11 protein-coding genes are annotated in these 17,148 nt (G+C 63.6%); 3 read left to right on the top strand and 8 right to left on the bottom strand.

Annotated elements, in window-relative coordinates; all coding sequences use genetic code 11:
• Positions 1–398 precede the first annotated feature (398 nt).
• Positions 399–6,380 (top strand): cadherin domain-containing protein, encoded by a 5,982-nt coding sequence (locus NDB2M1_RS23135; RefSeq protein WP_171955386.1) that lies wholly within the window; start codon positions 399–401, stop codon positions 6,378–6,380.
• Positions 6,381–6,435: 55 nt separating this feature from the next.
• Here the strand turns inward: NDB2M1_RS23135 and NDB2M1_RS12675 are convergent, their stop codons facing one another.
• The 6 genes from NDB2M1_RS12675 to NDB2M1_RS12650 all read right to left on the bottom strand — a co-directional run bounded on the left by NDB2M1_RS12675 (position 6,436) and on the right by NDB2M1_RS12650 (position 14,254).
• The gene (locus NDB2M1_RS12675; RefSeq protein WP_072382817.1) at positions 6,436–7,086 is read right to left on the bottom strand and encodes a DUF6445 family protein; all 651 of its coding nucleotides are present in this window, start codon (positions 7,084–7,086) and stop codon (positions 6,436–6,438) included.
• A 4-nt stretch (positions 7,087–7,090) separates the two neighbouring features.
• The gene (locus tag NDB2M1_RS12670; RefSeq protein WP_072383210.1) at positions 7,091–7,807 is read right to left on the bottom strand and encodes a SapC family protein; all 717 of its coding nucleotides are present in this window, start codon (positions 7,805–7,807) and stop codon (positions 7,091–7,093) included.
• A gap of 8 nt (positions 7,808–7,815) precedes the next feature.
• Positions 7,816–9,342, bottom strand: a complete 1,527-nt coding sequence (locus NDB2M1_RS12665; RefSeq protein WP_072382815.1) for a tryptophan halogenase family protein — start codon at positions 9,340–9,342, stop codon at positions 7,816–7,818.
• A 103-nt stretch (positions 9,343–9,445) separates the two neighbouring features.
• Positions 9,446–12,541, bottom strand: a complete 3,096-nt coding sequence (locus tag NDB2M1_RS12660) for a TonB-dependent receptor (RefSeq protein ID WP_253185886.1) — start codon at positions 12,539–12,541, stop codon at positions 9,446–9,448.
• Positions 12,542–12,701: 160 nt separating this feature from the next.
• Complete coding sequence (locus NDB2M1_RS12655) at positions 12,702–13,664, bottom strand: FecR family protein (RefSeq protein ID WP_143146753.1); 963 nt, start codon at positions 13,662–13,664, stop codon at positions 12,702–12,704.
• A 23-nt stretch (positions 13,665–13,687) separates the two neighbouring features.
• Positions 13,688–14,254 carry an RNA polymerase sigma factor gene (locus tag NDB2M1_RS12650; RefSeq protein ID WP_231625105.1) on the bottom strand — a complete coding sequence of 189 codons (567 nt, stop codon included), beginning with the start codon at positions 14,252–14,254 and terminating at the stop codon, positions 13,688–13,690.
• Between the two features lie 520 nt (positions 14,255–14,774).
• On the opposite strand from NDB2M1_RS12650, the gene NDB2M1_RS12645 reads away from it, so the two are divergent.
• Together NDB2M1_RS12645 and NDB2M1_RS12640 are read left to right on the top strand one after the other, a co-directional pair.
• Positions 14,775–15,656: an LOG family protein gene (locus NDB2M1_RS12645; RefSeq protein WP_072382809.1), complete on the top strand. Its 882-nt coding sequence runs from the start codon at positions 14,775–14,777 to the stop codon at positions 15,654–15,656.
• Between the two features lie 6 nt (positions 15,657–15,662).
• A complete protein-coding gene (locus NDB2M1_RS12640; protein ID WP_072382807.1) occupies positions 15,663–16,187 on the top strand; it encodes a GNAT family N-acetyltransferase in 525 nt (174 codons plus the stop codon).
• Here the strand turns inward: NDB2M1_RS12640 and thiD are convergent.
• Together thiD and NDB2M1_RS12630 are read right to left on the bottom strand one after the other, a co-directional pair.
• Entirely contained in the window at positions 16,151–16,918 is a 768-nt protein-coding gene (gene thiD, locus NDB2M1_RS12635; protein ID WP_072382805.1) for a bifunctional hydroxymethylpyrimidine kinase/phosphomethylpyrimidine kinase, read from the bottom strand. The two genes, NDB2M1_RS12640 and thiD, sit on opposite strands and share 37 nt — an antisense overlap.
• On the bottom strand, positions 16,915–17,139 hold the full coding sequence (locus NDB2M1_RS12630) for a DUF1272 domain-containing protein (RefSeq protein ID WP_072382803.1): 225 nt from the start codon (positions 17,137–17,139) through the stop codon (positions 16,915–16,917). The genes thiD and NDB2M1_RS12630 overlap by 4 nt, the downstream gene beginning before the upstream one ends.
• Positions 17,140–17,148 lie beyond the last annotated feature (9 nt).

Raw genomic sequence — 17,148 nt, 5'->3', positions numbered from 1 at the left:
CCGCAGCGCTCGTCAACGATGCTCAGCGCCGCGTGTCGGTATCGGCCGGGCGGAACGGTGGTGATGCCCGGTTGCGTCACAAGACGGGGGACGACATGTCGGTTAATCTCACTATCGGTACCAGATATCCAACACAAACATTCTCAACCGATGAGAATGATGTGTTCTGGGGATCTCTTTACGCAGATACATTGGTAATATCTGGCGTTATATCTACAATTACAGGTGGAGATGACGCTAACCTTTTTAAGATAGTTGGAAGCGGACAGGGCATTGCATCTATAATTTCGAAAGATGCATTTGATTATGAAAACAAAATTGACGCGCATCGGGATGGTATCTATGAGGTAGCAGTCGGATATGGATACAGTCCGGGTCTTATTATTAGCAACACAAAATTGTTTGTTAAGATCGATGATGTTGATGATCCGCCTCGATTTGTTGATCCCATACTTTATGCCCGCGAAAACACATTGGTTGCATCGCCGGTGGTGGCCTTCGATCAGGATGCCGGTGCTGTACTTACGTATAGAATCACAGCACCATTCGGCGGTGATCCTCTGCTTGCGGACGGCGACAAGTTTACAATCGATCCCGTTACGGGTCGTTTGAGCTTCATCAACGCCCCAAATTTCGAGGCGCCGGGCGATGCGAACGGTGACAACGTCTATGACTTGCAGATTGTCGTCAGCGACGGCGTCTTTGCGCCGATTAGGGAGTTTTTTCACGTCAATGTTGTCGACGTAAACGAGACGCCGACCATCACTTCCTTCGGTGGGGCTGCTGCGGCGAGTTTAGTGGTTCCGGAAATATATGATGTTGCGACAATTACAGCAACTGATCAAGATCCGGGCACAACGTTGATCTATTCGATTGTCGGCGGTGCTGATGCCTCGGCGTTCTTTATCAATCCCAGTACCGGCAGGCTCCAATTCATCACGAAGCCCAACTTTGACGCGCCGACCGACGTCGGCCGCAATAATGTCTATGATGTCATCGTACAGGCGTCCGATGGCAATTCGGCGGACCAGCAGGCCCTCGCTGTGCGGGTGACGGCAAACCTTGCGCCGACGATCATCGAGCCGGGCGGCGGCACGACTGCAGCCGTTTCAGTTCCCGAGAACAGTGCCAACGCGGCGACCGTTCTGGCGGTCGACGATCCGGGAGCGCAGTTGCGCTACAGCATCATTGGCGGCGCCGACGCTTCAAAGTTCACCATCAACGCCGCCACCGGTCTATTGTCGTTCGTGACCCGGCCAAACTTCGAATTGCCCACCGACAACGGCGGCAACAACATCTACGATGTGGTCGTCCAGGTCTCGGATGGCGAGCTCACCGATCAGCAGGCCATCGCCGTTTCGGTGACCGACGTAGTCGATGCGCCAGTGATCGTATCGGGCGGAGGCGGTCCGGCTGCATCGCTTTCGATTGCAGAAAATACTCTTGAGCTACCCAGTGTTGCGACCGACACGGCCGCATCGTCAGTTGTCTATTCGATTGCGGGCGGGGCAGATGCCGCGCAGTTCAGAATTACTCAGAACGGAAGGCTGTTCTTTCTCAACGCCCCCAATTTTGAGGCTCCGACCGACGTTGGTGCCGATAATGTCTACAACGTCGTTGTTCGCGCCAGCAACGCTGCTGATGTGACCAAGTATGATGACCAGGCCATCGCGATCACCGTCACCAATGTCAATGATTTGCCAGATTTTTTAACAAAAAATCCCGTTATAGTTCCAGAGAATACTCGCTCCTTCAGTATTAGAGCTTCTGATCAGGATGGTCAAGTAGTAACTTATTCACTGCCGGAATACTTATTGTCATTCTTTTCAGTTACAAACAATCCAAATAGCGGCAGTAATGCAACGACATTAACACAAAATACGTTAAGAGCTTATGATAATTCAAAATTTGGGTACAACTCAAGTACGGGTGAGATTAGGTTTTTAACTCTACCTGATTACGAGAGCGGAACAAAAGAGTATCAGATCTATGTTTTTGCTTCCGACGGTATAGACATTCGATCTGCAGTCTATACCATCAAGATTACTGACGTTAATGACAATCCGCCTGTTATCACTTCCAATGGCGGCAATATTCTTGCCAACCTCACAGTCTCCGAGAATACGACCGCAGTTACCACGGTAACGGCCACCGATGCCGACGAGACGTCGGTGGTCACCTATGCGATCAGCGGGGGCAACGATGCCGCACGCTTCAGCATCGATTCCGCGACCGGAGCGCTCAGCTTCATCAAGGCGCCCGATTTTGAGGCACCGGGCAGTGCTGCGGGCACCAACTCCTACGTCGTCAACGTCACGGCCAGTGACGGCACGTTCTCCGACGTCCAGACGCTGATTGTTGCTGTCACCGACGCAAACGATGCCCCGGTCATCGCCTCGAATGGCGGCGGCGCCAATGCGGCAGTCACTGTCGCCGAGAACAGGACCGCCGTCACAACCGTCACCGCTTTCGATCAGGATCCGGGCACCAGCCTGCGCTATTCGATCAGCGGCGGTGCGGATGCCGCGAAGTTTGCGATCAACGCCACCACCGGGGCGCTGACGTTCCTCACCGCGCCGAACTTTGAAGTGCCCACCGATGTCGGGGCGAACAATGTCTATGACGTCGTCGTCCGGGCCAGCGACGGCACCCTGACCGCTGATCAGGCGTTGGCGGTCACCGTCACCGACGTCAACGAATTCGCGCCGAGGTTCCCGACCACCAATCTCGTCACGGTCACTGTCGACGAAAACAGGACCGCCGTCACCACGCTCACCGCGACTGATGCCGATGGCAGCGCGGTCCTTACCTATTCGATCAGCGGGGGTGATGACGCGGCCCGGTTCGCCATCGACGCCAGCAGCGGCGCACTGCGCTTCATCACTGCGCCGGACTACGAACAGCCTGCGGACGCCAATGCCAACAACGGCTATGTCGTCATCGTGCGTGCCAGCGACGGCACCCTGTCTGCTCAGCAAATCCTGTCCGTCGTCATCAACGACGTCAATGACAATGCGCCGATCATCTCGTCCAACGGCGGCGGGGTCACGGCCTCGGTCTCGGTCGCCGAAAACCTGGCCGGGGTCACCACCGTCACCGCAACCGACGCCGATGCGAACACGAGTATCGTCTATTCGATCATCGGCGGTGTCGATGCGGCACGCTTCGGCATCGATGCCCGTGTCGGGACCTTGTTCTTCCTTGCCGCACCGGACTTCGAAGCGCCGGGCGATGCGGACGGCAACAACATCTATCAGGTCCAGGTCCGCGCCAGTGACGGCACCCTGTTCGATGATCAGCTGCTGTCGGTCGCGGTCACCAACCGGAATGACAATGCGCCGGTGATCACCACGAACGGCGGTGGTGCCAGCGCGGCGCTTTCGCTGGCTGAGAACAGCACGGCCGTCACCACGGTCGGGGCAACCGACGCCGACACCGGCACGACCATCGTCTATTCGATCGCCGGCGGCAGCGATGCGAGCAAATTCACCATCAACCCCAGCACCGGCGCGCTTTCGTTCGTGACGGCGCCGGACTTCGATGCACCGACCGATGTGGGCGGCGACAACATCTACGACGTTGGCGTCAGCGCCAGCGACGGCGTCCGGAGCGTGACTCAGGACATCGCTGTCACCGTCACCGACGTGAACGAGTTCGCGCCGGTCATCGGCTCGAACGGCGGCGGTAGCACGGCGGCCATCTCGATTGCCGAGAACAGCACTGCGGTGACCACTCTGACAGCGACCGATGCCGATGGCAGCGCGGTGGTGACCTACGCCATCACCGGCGGCGCCGATGCAGCGAAATTCGCGATCAACGCCGCGACCGGTGTGCTGACCTTCGTCTCTGCCCCCGATTTTGAAGCCCCGACCGACGTTGGTGGCGACAATGTCTACAACGTGACAGTGACCGCCAGCGACGGTCTCCGCACCGATGACCAGGCCATTGCCGTCACTGTCACCAATGTGAATGACAACGTCCCGTTCAGCGCATTTGCCCCGTCGGCCAACTTTGCCGAAAATGGCACCGGTCCAGCCTATCAGGTGATCGTCTCCGATGCCGATCCGGGCACGACGCTGTCGGTCACGCTATCCGGCCCCGACGCTGCCTTGTTCCATGTGGCACTCGTCCCGACGACCGATCCCCGGTTCAGCACGGCCCGGCTCACCTTCAAGGCATCGCCCGATTTCGAAGCGCCTGCCGATGTTGGACGCGACGATGTCTACGACGTCACATTGCGCGTCAGCGATGGCACATTGTTCAGCGCCCAGGCGGCCAAGATCATCGTCACCAATGTCAACGAGGCACCGGTCATCACTTCCAACGGTGGCGGGATCTCGGCGCTGGTCTCGCTTGCCGAGAACAACACGGCGGTCACCACCGTTACCGCGACCGATCCCGATGCCGGCACCGGTTTGATCTATTCCATCATTGGCGGTGCCGATGCGGCACAATTCGACATCGATGCATCGACTGGCCGGCTGTCTTTCCGCAATGCACCGGATTTCGATTTCCCAACCGATGCGGATGGGAACAACAGCTATCTCGTCCAGGTGCGGGCGAACGATGGCGTACTGTTCGACGATCAGACCCTGACAATCGCGGTCACCGGCGTGAACGAATCGGCGCCCAGCATCACCTCGAACGGCGGCAGCGCTGCGGCGGCCCTCTCGGTTGCTGAAAACAGCGCCGCCGTCACCACCCTGGCGGCGACCGATGCCGACCGGGGCACTGTCCTTGTCTATTCGATCAGCGGCGGTGCCGATGCGGCACTGTTCGCCATCGATGCTGGCACCGGGGCGCTGTCGTTCGTGAGCGCGTCTGACTTCGAGACGCCGACCGACTCGGGCGCGGACAATGTCTACGATGTGATCGTGCAGGTCAGCGACGGCTCGTTCGTGGATACCCAGGCGCTGGCTGTCACGGTGACCAATGTCAACGACGCCCCGGTCATAACATCGAACGGCGGCGGGCCTGCCGCCGCCATCAGCCTGGCGGAGAACACGACGGCGGTGACCGCGGTGACATCGACCGATCCCGATGCGGGTGCGAGCGCTGTCTATGCGATCAGCGGCGGCGCCGATGCGGCGCTCTTTACCATCGACGCGGCGACGGGCGCGCTGGCCTTCATCGCCGCGCCGGATTTCGAGGCACCGCGCGATGCAGGCGGCGACAACGTCTATGATGTGTCCGTCCGCGTCTCGGACGGAAGCTTGTTCAGCGATCAGGCGATCTCGGTGACGGTCACCGACGCGACAGATACCTTCATCGGCACGCCCCGCAAGGATATGATCACCGGAACGAACGGCGATGATGTCCTCAATGGCCTTGGCGACAGGGACACGCTCGAGGGGCTCGACGGCAACGACAGGCTCGACGGCGGCACGGGCAACGATGTCATGAAGGGCGGGCAGGGCGACGACACCTACATCGTCGACTCGAACGCGGACAAAGTCGTCGAACTTGCCGATCAGGGAACCGATACGGTCCTGACCGCGCTCGCTTTCTACAAGCTGAGCGACAATGTCGAAAACCTCACGTTCACATACACCGAGGGTGCGGGAAGCAAGGGACTGGGCAACGCACTGTCCAATGTGCTGACCGGCGCTGCGAGTGCCGATACGCTGGTGAGCTACGACGGCGATGACACGCTGCTGGGCCTGGGCGGCAACGACACGCTGAACGGCGGTGCAGGTGCTGACCTGCTCGATGGAGGCAGCGGGGCCGATACACTCATCGGCGGATCGGGCGATGATCTGTACATCGTCGACAATGCCGGCGATGTGGTGCGGGAAGGCCTCGACGGCGGCTATGACACGGTCCAGGCCTCGGTGTCATTCACGCTCGGGGCCAATATCGAGGCCCTTCTGCTGACCGGGACCGATGCGATAAATGGCACCGGCAACAGGCTTGACAACTGGCTGGATGGCAATGGAGCCGACAATATCCTGCTCGGCGGCGCCGGTAACGACGCACTGTATGGCGAGGACGGTAACGACACGCTCGAAGGCGGGGCGGGACGGGATGACCTCTACGGGGGAGCTGGGGCCGACACGTTCCTGTTCGCATCGAAATTGACCCCGGCGCAGGGCAGCGCAGCCGATTTCGTGTTCGACTTCAACAGCTTCGAGGGGGACAAGTTGGCGTTCAGCAAGGCGGTGTTCACCGGCCTCAGCGCGCTCGGCGTGCTGGACGAGGACGCGTTCCATGCAGGGACCAGCGCGAACGATGCGTCCGACCGGGTGATCTATGATGCCACCACCGGCAACCTCTATTATGATGTCGACGGCATCGGCCGACGCCCGCAAGTGCTTGTGGCGACAGTCGGTGCCTGGGAGCACCCTGCGCTGACTTCCGCTGACGTCCTGATCGTCGCCTGAACGTGGGGCAGCCCGTCGCTCACCAAGACAATGCAGAAAAAATGGGGGGCGCCGGCTAGCGCTCCCCAAGTCGGATCAGTGCCGTGATCGTAAGGCGTTCGCTGCTGGACCATGAGCCGGCGATGTTACCGCAGTGCAGGCAGTTTGCCGGATAGACGACGAGCCGGTTGAAGCGCAGGTCGGCGGTGCCGATGCGTTCGAAGGTGGGCGTGTCCGCTTCGTGATAGCGCATGGGCGGCAGGCCGTGGCGCTGCCCGTCGGCGACAAGGGCCTGCCGCCAGAGCGGTGCGCGCGCCGCGGTGATGCGCTCGAAACCGGTGGCGTGGTGGCGGTGGAAGCTGGTGCCCTGGTGCGGTGCGTCGCAGAGATAGTGCAGCACGGCGTGGACCGCCGGGTCGGTCGTGTCGAAATGGGGGATGCGCTGGACCGGGGTCAGCCGGGCGGGATCCTGGCAGGCGATGGCGAAGTCGGCGCGGAGGACTTCGGTGGTGGCAAATTCGGGCCAAACGGACAGCGCGTCCGTCAGCCATTCGCCCCACGCCGCCGGAGCGAGGGCGCGTACGCCGGGATAGAGATCGTCCTCGACGGGGACGAGCGCAGCCGCGCGCGCGGCAGCCAGCAGGCTTTCAGGATCGGGGTGCGCTTCGTCCGCTATCCACAGCGGCACCGCCTCGCGACCGAGATGGGTGACGGGGTGCGCCTGCAAGGGCTCAGCCGCCCGGGGTGAACCACGCCGATTGCGCTTCGATCCGCGCGTTCTTGCGGCGGACGAGCGCGGCGACCTTGTCGAGCGAGAGCGCCATCGCGGCGAGGATCATCAGGTCGTCGAACGCGGCGATCTTCTCGCGCGCGCGGCCGAGCGCGACTTCGTCGATGCCGTAGAGCCCGGTGAGCAGGCTGGTGCTGCCATCGTGGAAGGCAAGGTCGAGCTTGATCTCGCGCACCACCTTGGTTTCCAGCATCAGATCGACCAGTCGGCGTGTCTCGCCCTGGCCCTGCAGCAGGCGGCCGAGGATGGTCTGGACGGAGCGGAAGTATTCGGTCTCCGCGCCCTCGGCATCGACGATGGTGCAGGTGCCTTGCGGGCCGATCGCGGGGCTCGCTTCATCGATGGCGATCGCGGCTTCCGTGTCTTCGCCGACGACGAAGAAGGGCAGGCGCAGCAGGTTGAGCGGGAGGACATCGGCTTCGAGCGCGGCCCCGTTCCAGAACAGGTTCTCCTGCGGCTCCAGTCCCATCAGCGCGGCGGGGTAGAACTGGCCGGTCTCGGCATCCTTGGCGAGGAAGACGGGGAACTGCCCGGCGACCTGGCGGATCTCGCTCGCCACCAGTGGGACGAGGTGGACGGCGGCGGCAGCCTCCGCCGCGCGGGCGGGATCGATGCGCAGGCCGGAATGGGCGGCGCGGTTCAAGGGAACGATGGTCATGGCGGCCTTCACAGCGTTGGGAAACGATAATGCGCGAGCCGGGTGAGCAGCGCGCGATTGCTGGGCATCGTGGCGGTGAGCTTGCGCTTCAGCGCGGCGGTGCGGTCGAAGGCGTCCTGCGCGGCCTCGGCATTGGCGAGGCGGCCGGGGCGCGGGCGGGTGCGGAAGCCCATGCCGTAGAGCACGTATTGGTAGCTCGCAGCGGGGAACATCTCGTGCGCGCTCGAAAAATCGTGTTCGCCGGGCGGGCTGTCGCGCCAGAGTTCGAGCTGGTCTTGGAGGTCCTGCGGGATCGTCGCGGGGTCGCGGTTGTCGCGCCAGAACGCGCTGTCCTCGCGTTCGGAGAGGACATAGTGGAGCTTCAGGAATTCGATGATCCGGTCCCAGCGGTAGCGCGTCATCGTGTTGAAGCGGCGCGCGACGAAGTCCATCGCGCTGCGGCTGGCGGGCATGCTTGTTGCGATATAGTCCGCCGAAAGCTCGATCAGCACGAGCGCGGAGGCTTCGAGCGGCTCGAGGAAGCCGGCGGCGAGGCCGACCGCGACGACGTTGTTCTTCCAGAACTGCGCGCGGTGGCCCGAGCGGATGGTGATCTCGCGCGGGGAGAGCTTGGCGAAATCGGGGCCGACATAGGCGGCGAGTTCCTCCTCGACGCGCTCGTTCCCGGCATGGCGGCTCGACCAGACATAGCCGATGCCGCGCCGGGTCGGGAGGCCGATGTCCCAGATCCAGCCGTGGCGCTGCGCGGTGGAGATGGTGTGCGAGGCGATCGGGCTGTCTTCCTCGACGGGGAGCTGGACGGCCAGCGCGCGGTCGACGAACAGCACGTCGGAGCGATCGATGAAGGGGACGCCGAGCGCTTCGCCGAGGAGGCGCGAGGCGAAGCCGGTGCAATCGACGAAGAGGTCGGCTTGAATCGCGCCGTGGCGTTCGCCGACGACGGCGGTGACATCGCCATTTTCGGTGAGGCGGACGTCGATGATGTCGTCGTCGATGTGGTGCACGCCGAGCTTGCCGGTGCAGTGCTCGGCCAGCAGTTCGCCGAGGCGCACCGCATCGAGGTGATAGGCGTAGTTGGCGACGCCGACATAATCGGGCGACGTCATCAGCTTGGGGGCGAGCGAAGCCTCGCACAGCGCTTCCTGGAAGCAGACGGCGTCGGAGAAGCTCTGCGCCGGGTTCGCGTTCCAGTAGGGCGCGAGATCGAGATCGGGGAAGCCTTCGGGCAGGACGAGCGGGTGGTAGTAGAAGTCGTCCGCCGCCCCGGTGCGCCAGCGGGCGAACTTGGCGCCCTGCTTGAACGAGGCGTGCGTGGCGCGCATGAAATCGGTTTCGGAAAGGCCGATCTTGCGCAGCGTGTTGCGCATGGTGGGCCAGGTGCCTTCGCCGACGCCAATGGTGCCGCGCTTCACGCTTTCGACGAGCGTGACCTTGAGGTCGGCGCCGTGGCGGGCGGCGATGAGCCCTGCGGTCAGCCACCCGGCCGAGCCGCCGCCGACAATGCAAACCGAACGAATTGCGCCGTTTTCGGCCATGCGCCTTTCCTGTTCCCGTCCCGGCCTGACTCGTCCTGGTCAGGTTCTACGCAAAACGGGGCGTGTACCGCAATGCACGCCCCGGACTTGGTCTTATGCAGGCTTAGAAGTTCACCCGCGCACCCAGCTTGAAGCGCCGTCCAGTATCCTCCGCATAGAGGAACTGGTTGGGATAATAGGCATATTTGAGGGTGCGCGAGTTGGTGAGGTTGGCCACTTCCCCGAAGACCGAGAACTGCGGGGTGATGTGGTAGTTCACGCTCGCATCGACCTGGGAGTAGGGCCGCACTTGCGTGACGGCCTGACCCGCACCGTTGAGGGGCGGCGGGGCGAGGTATTGCAGGAAGTTGTCGCGCCAGTTGTAGGCGATGCGCGCCTCGATGCCGTTCTTGTCGTAGAACAGCACCGCGTTGGCCGAGTTGGAGAGACCCGTCAGCGCGAACTTGTTGGCAAGATTGCGCGGATCGAGTTTGCGGTTCGAGCCTACGAGGGTGCCGTTCACCTGGAAGCCGAAGCCGGTATCGCCGATCGAGTACTGCCAAGCAGCCTCGATGCCGCGAACGGTTGCGTCCTGCCCGTTGACCGGCGCGGTGACGGTGAACTGCGCGGGCAGGCCCGTGCCCGGATCGATCAGCGCGCCGCCATTGGCATCGGCCACCGTGCCGGTGGTCTGGTTGAGCACGATGAAGTTGTTGACGTTCTTGAGGTAGGCGCCGACCGACACGTAGCTGCCGGGGGCGTAGTAGTACTCCAGCGAGATATCGAGGTTGTTCGACTTGAACGGCTTGAGGTCCGGATTGCCCCGGCTCGCCGCGAAGTTGCCCGGACGCAGCGTGACGAGCGTGGTGACGGGCGAAAGCTGCTCGAGCGTGGGCCGGGTGATCGTCTGCGAGGCGGCGAAGCGCACGGTGAACTTGTCGGTCACCTGCCACTTCAATGCGACGTTGGGCAGGATGTCGAGATAGTGCGTCTTGCCGACCGTGCGCGTCGTGCCGGACGAGGCCGAGCCATATTGCGTCTGGTCGTTCGCCAGCCGGACCAGCGCGGTATAGGCGGTGGCGAGGCCGTTCACGTTGGTCTGCGTGTCCTCGAAGCGGACGCCGCCGACGATGGAGATCGGGCTGCCGGCCACTTCGCCCTTGAACTCGGTCTCGAGATAGGCACCAAGCACGCGTTCGGTCACGATCGTATCATTCACCAGCGGCGGAGCGAAGGTGAAGTTCGGGTTCGTGGCGCGCTGCTGCTGGGTGATTGCATCGAACAGCGCCGGACCGCTGAAGGTCAGCCACTGCGTCGGCAGACGCTGCGAGCCGCTGATCCCGGAAAGGAAGCCGCTGCCTGCATTGTAGGTGCTGATCGTCACGCCCGGGGGCGAGGGCAGGTTGTAGCCGCAGGTGGTGCAGCCGGTTCCGCCATCGTTCGAGAAAAGCGAAGTGCGCTTCTGGTCGCGCGAGTAGTAGAAACCGAGGTTGGCATTCACCAGACCGACATCGGAATCGCCCTTGTAGGCAAGGTCGGCGCGGCCCTGGTAGACCTCGTCGCGGGTGCCGTAGCCGCGCAGCAGCATCACGTGCTGGCAGAGCGGCTGGCCGGCACCGACCACGTTGGGATCGGCGGGCCTTCCGGAATCGGTCACTGCGCTGCCGCAGGGGCTCGTCGGATTGGCGAAGGTGGGCAGCGTCTCGGTCTGGTAGGGCAGGATCGAGCCATCCGACTGGTAGCGCGAGGAGCCGGTCAGGTAGCCGAGCAGCGAAAGATAGGCCTGCCGCCCGCCGTTGGGGTCCTGCTTCGCCAGCGAATAGGTCCCATCGAACTTCGCGGTGAGGTTGGGTGAGACATTCCATTCGACGTTAAGCCCGAACTCGCGGGTGTTGGTCCGCTTGTCGAACTTCTTGTCGTGGAAGTCGGTCGCGATGCCGGTGGCCTGGGTCATGTCGGTCACCGTGCCATTGGCGTCGGTGGTCACGTCGGTGAGGTTCGAGGCGGTGAACCAGTGGCCATAGGAACGGGCGTCGGTCGTGTTGGTGAACTTCGAATAGAGCGCGTCGGCGGTCACCGTCACGTCATCCGAAGGACGGTATTGCAGCACGATCGTGCCGCCGATGCGTTCGCGGTCTTCGCGGGTGACCTTGGTATCGAAGTTCTGCGGTACGAAGATGTTGCCGGCGGGATTGCTGCTGCTGACCGTGCCGTTGCCGCCGTTGACTTCGGCAGCGGGGACGGCCGGATTGACCAGCCAGCCGTCGGTCTGGGCCTGCTTCAGCAGGGTATAGCGGCGCTGATAGGTGCCCGAGACGAGCAGGCCCAGCTTGCCGTCGGCAAAGGTATCGGCGAACAGGAACGTCGCGTCCGGCGCGGCCTTCCGGGAGTTCTGGTCGTAGTTGACGTCGAACGAAGCCGCGATCTTGCGTTCCTTGTAATCGAACGGACGCGCGATCTTGATGTTCACCGTCGAGCCGACGCCGCCCGACTGGTAGACGGCGGTCGCGGACTTGTAGACCTCGACGCCGGAAACGAGTTCGGAGGCCAGCGTATCGAACGAGAAGGCGCGGCCCGAGGCCTGGCTGGGATCGGTCGGCGTGGCGATCTGGCGGCCGTTGATGAGGACGGTGTTGAATTCCGGGCCGAAGCCGCGGACGGTGATGAACGCGCCTTCACCACCGGAGCGGTCGATCGAGACACCGCTCACGCGCTGCAGCGATTCGGCGAGGTTGGCGTCGGGCAGCTTGCCGATGTCCTTGGTGGAAATCGCATCGACGATGCCCGAGGAGGCGCGCTTGATGCTGCGCGCGTTGTCGAGGCTGCCGCGCAGGCCGGTGACGACGATCGGCTGGGGTTCGGGTTCCGGTTCGGCCGCCCTGGCAGGCCCCGCGGGCTGGGGTTCGGCGGCCTGGGCCGCGAGGGCGACCGGCGCGGCGCTGGCGATCTGACGCGCGGCGAGCGGGCGGCCGACGACGGCGAACGTACCCGGTCCGGTCTGGCGGGCGGCAAGGCCAGTGCCGGCGAGCAGACGGTCGAGCGCTTCGCTGACGGTCAGGCGGCCGCGCACTTCATTGGTGCGCACGGCATGGGTCAGCTTGCGCGAGGCGATGATCTGGACATTGGCCTGATGGCCCAGAAGCCCGATTGCGGATTCGGCAGACTGGGCGGGAATGGAGAATTGCCGCAGTTCAGCGTTGGCCTGCGCCACAGCGGGCATCGATGCCACGGAAACAACGCTGACGGACGCAAATAGCATGCCACGTAAAGTGGTCGTCATCACTAATCCCTCCCAAAAGGATATCATCTCGTTTCAGACCTTTTTGGCCTGCATTCCCCTAGAGACGTGGGTGTTGGATTTCCTTCCGCACTTTTTCGATTTATTTCTGTGAGTCTGCTTCAGTTGAGCGTGAAATGCGGATCGTGCTGGGATCGCTGGTGTCGATCGCCACCGGCAGCGTGACTTTCAAGGTCTGGGCAAAGCCCATGGGATCATCGAGCTTGAACAAGCCGTCGAACTGTTCGCCCGCGATGCCGGGATCGGAAATCACGATCTGGCGCTGGTTGTAGCGGTTGAACTCGTCCGCCGCCTCGCGCAGCGTGGTGCCGTTGAGGTCGATCATGCCGTTGCGCCAGGCGAGCGCGCGGTCGACCGGGGTGTTGTCGCCCTCGCGGTAGTGGACCAGCGCCCATTCCTTGATCACCGCGCGCTCGCCCGCGGTGACGGTGAGGCGGCGGCTGGCATCCTGATCGGACCATGTCTCGACTACGCCTTCGGTCACCAGCACTTCGACGCCTTCGTCGCGCTTGCGCACGGAGAAGGCAGTGCCGACGGCCTTGGCGCGGACCGGGCCGGAGGCGACGATGAAGGGCCGCTCGGCATCCTTGGCGACATCGAACCACGCTTCGCCTTGCAAGAGCTGGATCTCGCGGGCGCGGGGGGACAGGCTGACCTTGAGTTCGGAGCCCGAGTTGATCGTCATGATCGAGCCGTCGTCGAGCGGCACGCGGCGAATTTCGCCCACCCGCGTGACGAATTCGGCATCGCGCGAGAAGCCGGTGCGCACGGTGACGAAGGCGGCAACGCTCGCTGCGACCATGCCGCCGAGCACCCCGCGCCGCATCCACTTGCCGCGTGCGTCGTTTGCGGGTTCATGTGCTTCGACGACATCCGGCTCGTGCACCGCATCGGGCAGCATCCACGCGGCCTGTGTCTGCAGCAGCAGCCCCTGGCGGCGCGGATCGGCGGCCAGCCAGGCCTGCAGCGCAGCCTCGTCGGCCTGGCTCCAGTTGCCCGAATCCATCCGGGCGACCCAATCGGCGGCCTGGTCGCGGTCAGACATGGGTGTCTCGTCCGTGGCCATGGCTAAACCACCCGCCGGCTGTCGCCGGTCGTTTCGGGTTCGCGGTCGATCGCATCCCAGCCGCTGCGGATGGCGCGTACGCCGACCCAGACCTGCTTTTCGACCGCCTTCTCGGTGATGCCGAGGTGATCGGCGATCTCGCGCTGCGACCAGCCTTCGATCTTGCGCAGCTCGACAATGCGCCGGCAGCGTTCGGGCAGGTCCGCGAGGAGGGCACGCACGCGTTCGGACGCCAAGCGTGTGGCGACCTGCTCTTCGGGTGTGGGCGTGCCAGTATCACGGTAGCTCTCGATCTCGCTGATCGCGTCGAAGGGGGCGATCTGTTGCCGTTTGAGCCTCCGCGCGAGGAGGTTGCGACAGATCGAGAAGAAGTAGGCGTGGGCGCACTCGATGTGATCGACCGTCTCGAGCATGACCACGCGGCAATATGCGTCCTGGACCAGTTCATCGACCACGTCGTGCGCGATCCGCCGCTTCACGAACCAGGCGCGGATGCGCGGTTCGTGCGGCATGATCTCGCGCGCCACCCACTGCGCAAGCGCGCGGCGGCGTTCGAGCGTGGCTCGCAAATCCGGTCCCGTCCCATCCTCCATAAGTTCGTGGAGTTTCTTTCCGTTACTGGCCTAGAGTCAGGACCACGCGATTTCCTTCCGGGGTGCCGCAAAAAAATTCTGCTGTGAAGCCGGGCGTCCACAGAGCTGCGATGGATGCCATGACGAAATGGCCGGCCTGGTTTCGATGCAGGCCGGCCATCCCTCGGGGGAGGGACCGTCAGTCCTGGTTGCGGCGGCACCGCAACCCGGGCTGTCCTTGCGGCCGTGGTGGCCAAACTCCTTGCGCGGTCCTTGCGAACCTCTGCGTATTGCCCCTCAGTCCGTTGAAACTTCTTGTTAGGACCGGGTTGCCAAGCGTGGTGAATTTTTCCCTAAACAGCGTCTTTCGGACCACGCGATCGGCCCGAAAGGCGGCTTTGCTGCGGCGGCGCAATGCCCTTAAAAAGCCCGGTTCGGGCCATTCTCTGCGGCGCGGAGTGTTAAACTTGAGGCATCACCCATTGCGCATCGGGGCGGCACTTGCGACATCCCTGACATGACCGAAGAAGAAATCGCCCACGAGCTCACGCGCCGGAAATTCTACAAGGCCGAGCAGGAAGCCGAATTCGTCGAATCGCACGAATGCGTCACTCCGCAGCAGCAGGATCCCGCCTATCGGCTCGCCTTCAGCGATACCGATTTCCTGCTGCGCGAGGAACTGCGCCCGATCCGTTTCCAGCTGGAATTGCTGAAGCCCGAAATGCTGCTGGACGAGGCCGGGATCGGTTCGACGCTGGTGATGTATGGATCGGCGCGCATTCCCTCACCGGAGGAGGCGGACAAGGTTCGCGCGGCGGCGACAACCCCGGAGAAGCAGGCGGTGGCTGAGCGCCTCATCGCCAAGTCGCGCTACTACGACGAGGCGCGCGCGCTCGCGCAGATCGCCAGCCGCAGCGCGGTGGTGGAAGATGGCAAGCGCCACTTCGTGATCTGCTCGGGCGGCGGGCCATCGATCATGGAAGCAGCCAATCGCGGCGCGGCGGATGTCGGCGCGGAATCGATCGGGCTCAACATCACCTTGCGGCATGAGCACACGCCCAATGCCTATGTGACGCCGCACCTCTCGTTCCAGTTCCACTATTTCGCGCTGCGCAAGATGCATTTCCTGTTGCGCGCGCGGGCGGTGGCGGCGTTTCCGGGCGGGTTCGGCACGTTCGACGAGCTGTTCGAGCTCCTGACCCTGATCCAGACGGGCAAGATGCAGCCGATCCCGATCCTGCTGTTCGGCGGGGAGTTCTGGAGCCGGGTGGTGAACTTCCAGGCGCTCGCCGAGGAAGGCGTGATCAGCCCGGGCGACCTTGACCTGTTCCATATCGTCGAAACGGCGGAGGAAGCCTGGGGGCATATCACCGCGTTCTACGGGCTGGATCTGAACTGAGCGGTCATGGCCGTTCTCAGGACCGAGCGGCTGCTGCTGAGGCCCGTGCGGGCCGATGATATTGATGCGCTGCATGCGATCATGCGCCAGCCACAGGCGATGGCCTACTGGTCGACGCCGCCGCATAGCACTCTGGCCGAGACTGCCGACTTCCTGGATGCCATGATCTCTATCCCGTCCGGCGAGGGCGAGGACTTCGTGATAGAGTTCAAAAGTCGCCTGATCGGGAAGGCGGGGCTCTATCGATTTCCGAACATCGGCTATCTGCTCGATCCCGCATTTTGGGGGCGCGGTCTTGCGACCGAGGCACTGCGGGCGGTCATCGCGCGGGCGTTCGAGGTGCACAGGCTGCCGCGTATTCAGGCCGACGTCGACCCGCGCAACGCTGCATCGCTGCGACTGCTGGCGCGGCTGGGCTTTCGCGAGACCCACCGGCAGGCGCGGACCTGGCTTGTAGGCGAGCAATGGTGCGACAGTGTCTATCTAGCGCTTGATCAGCCTGATTGTTCGGCGGTCCGCACCACGGCATAGTGCCCCATCGGCCCATACCCAGCGCCAAGGCCGGGCGCAGCTAGCAAGGCAGCGCGGACAAACTGACGAGCCTGCGCCACCGCGTCAGCGAGGGACAGCCCGCGCGCGAGGTGGGTGGCGATGGCGCTGGATAGCGTGCAGCCGGTGCCGTGGGTATGGCGCGTGTGGATGCGGGGGGCTGTCCAGACGACATCTTCCACGCCGGGGACGGCAAGCCGATCCGTCACGTCCGGCCCTTCGGCATCGCCGCCCTTTCCGAGCCATGCGATGCCGCGGGCCCTGAGCGCTGCCTCGCCGCCGAGTGCCGCGAGTTCGGGAACGTTGGGGGTGGTGAGGGTGGCGAGCGCTATCAGCCGTTCGAACGCGGCGATGGTGGCGGCGTCGGCCAGCGGGGCGCCGCTGGTGGCGATCATCACCGGATCGAACACGATAGGCACACTTAGGCGCTCCAGTCGGTCGGCCACCACGGCGGCGATCTCGGGCGAACCGAGCATGCCGATCTTCACCGCATCGACGCCGAGATCGCCCACGCAAGCGTCGATCTGCGCGGCGACCATCGCTGGGCTGGCGGCCTCGACCATCGTGACGCCGCAAGTGTTCTGCGCGGTGAGCGCGGTGACGGCGGTCATCGCATAGCCGCCGAGCATGGTGATGGTCTTGATATCGGCCTGGATGCCTGCGCCGCCGCCGGAATCCGAGCCGGCGATAGACAGCACGCGCGGTGGTTTCATCCCTTGAAAGTCCGCTCGCTGGACGGCGGATACTTGGCGTGGAGCGCCTTGGCACGGCTGGGGCGGTCCATCAGTTCGCCGCCGCAATTGGGGCAGCGGTCATCGAGCGCTTCGGCGCATTCAGCGCAGAACGTGCATTCGAACGAGCAGATGAACGCGCCCGGCGCCTCGGCCGGAAGGTCGGTGCCGCAGCGTTCGCAATCGGGGCGCATGTCCAGCATCGGGGGCTC

Origin of the sequence: Novosphingobium sp. NDB2Meth1 (genome assembly GCF_900117425.1) — a bacterium.
In the GTDB taxonomy this organism is placed as follows: Bacteria; Pseudomonadota; Alphaproteobacteria; order Sphingomonadales; family Sphingomonadaceae; genus Novosphingobium.
This window is presented reverse-complemented; position numbering and strand designations above follow the sequence as displayed.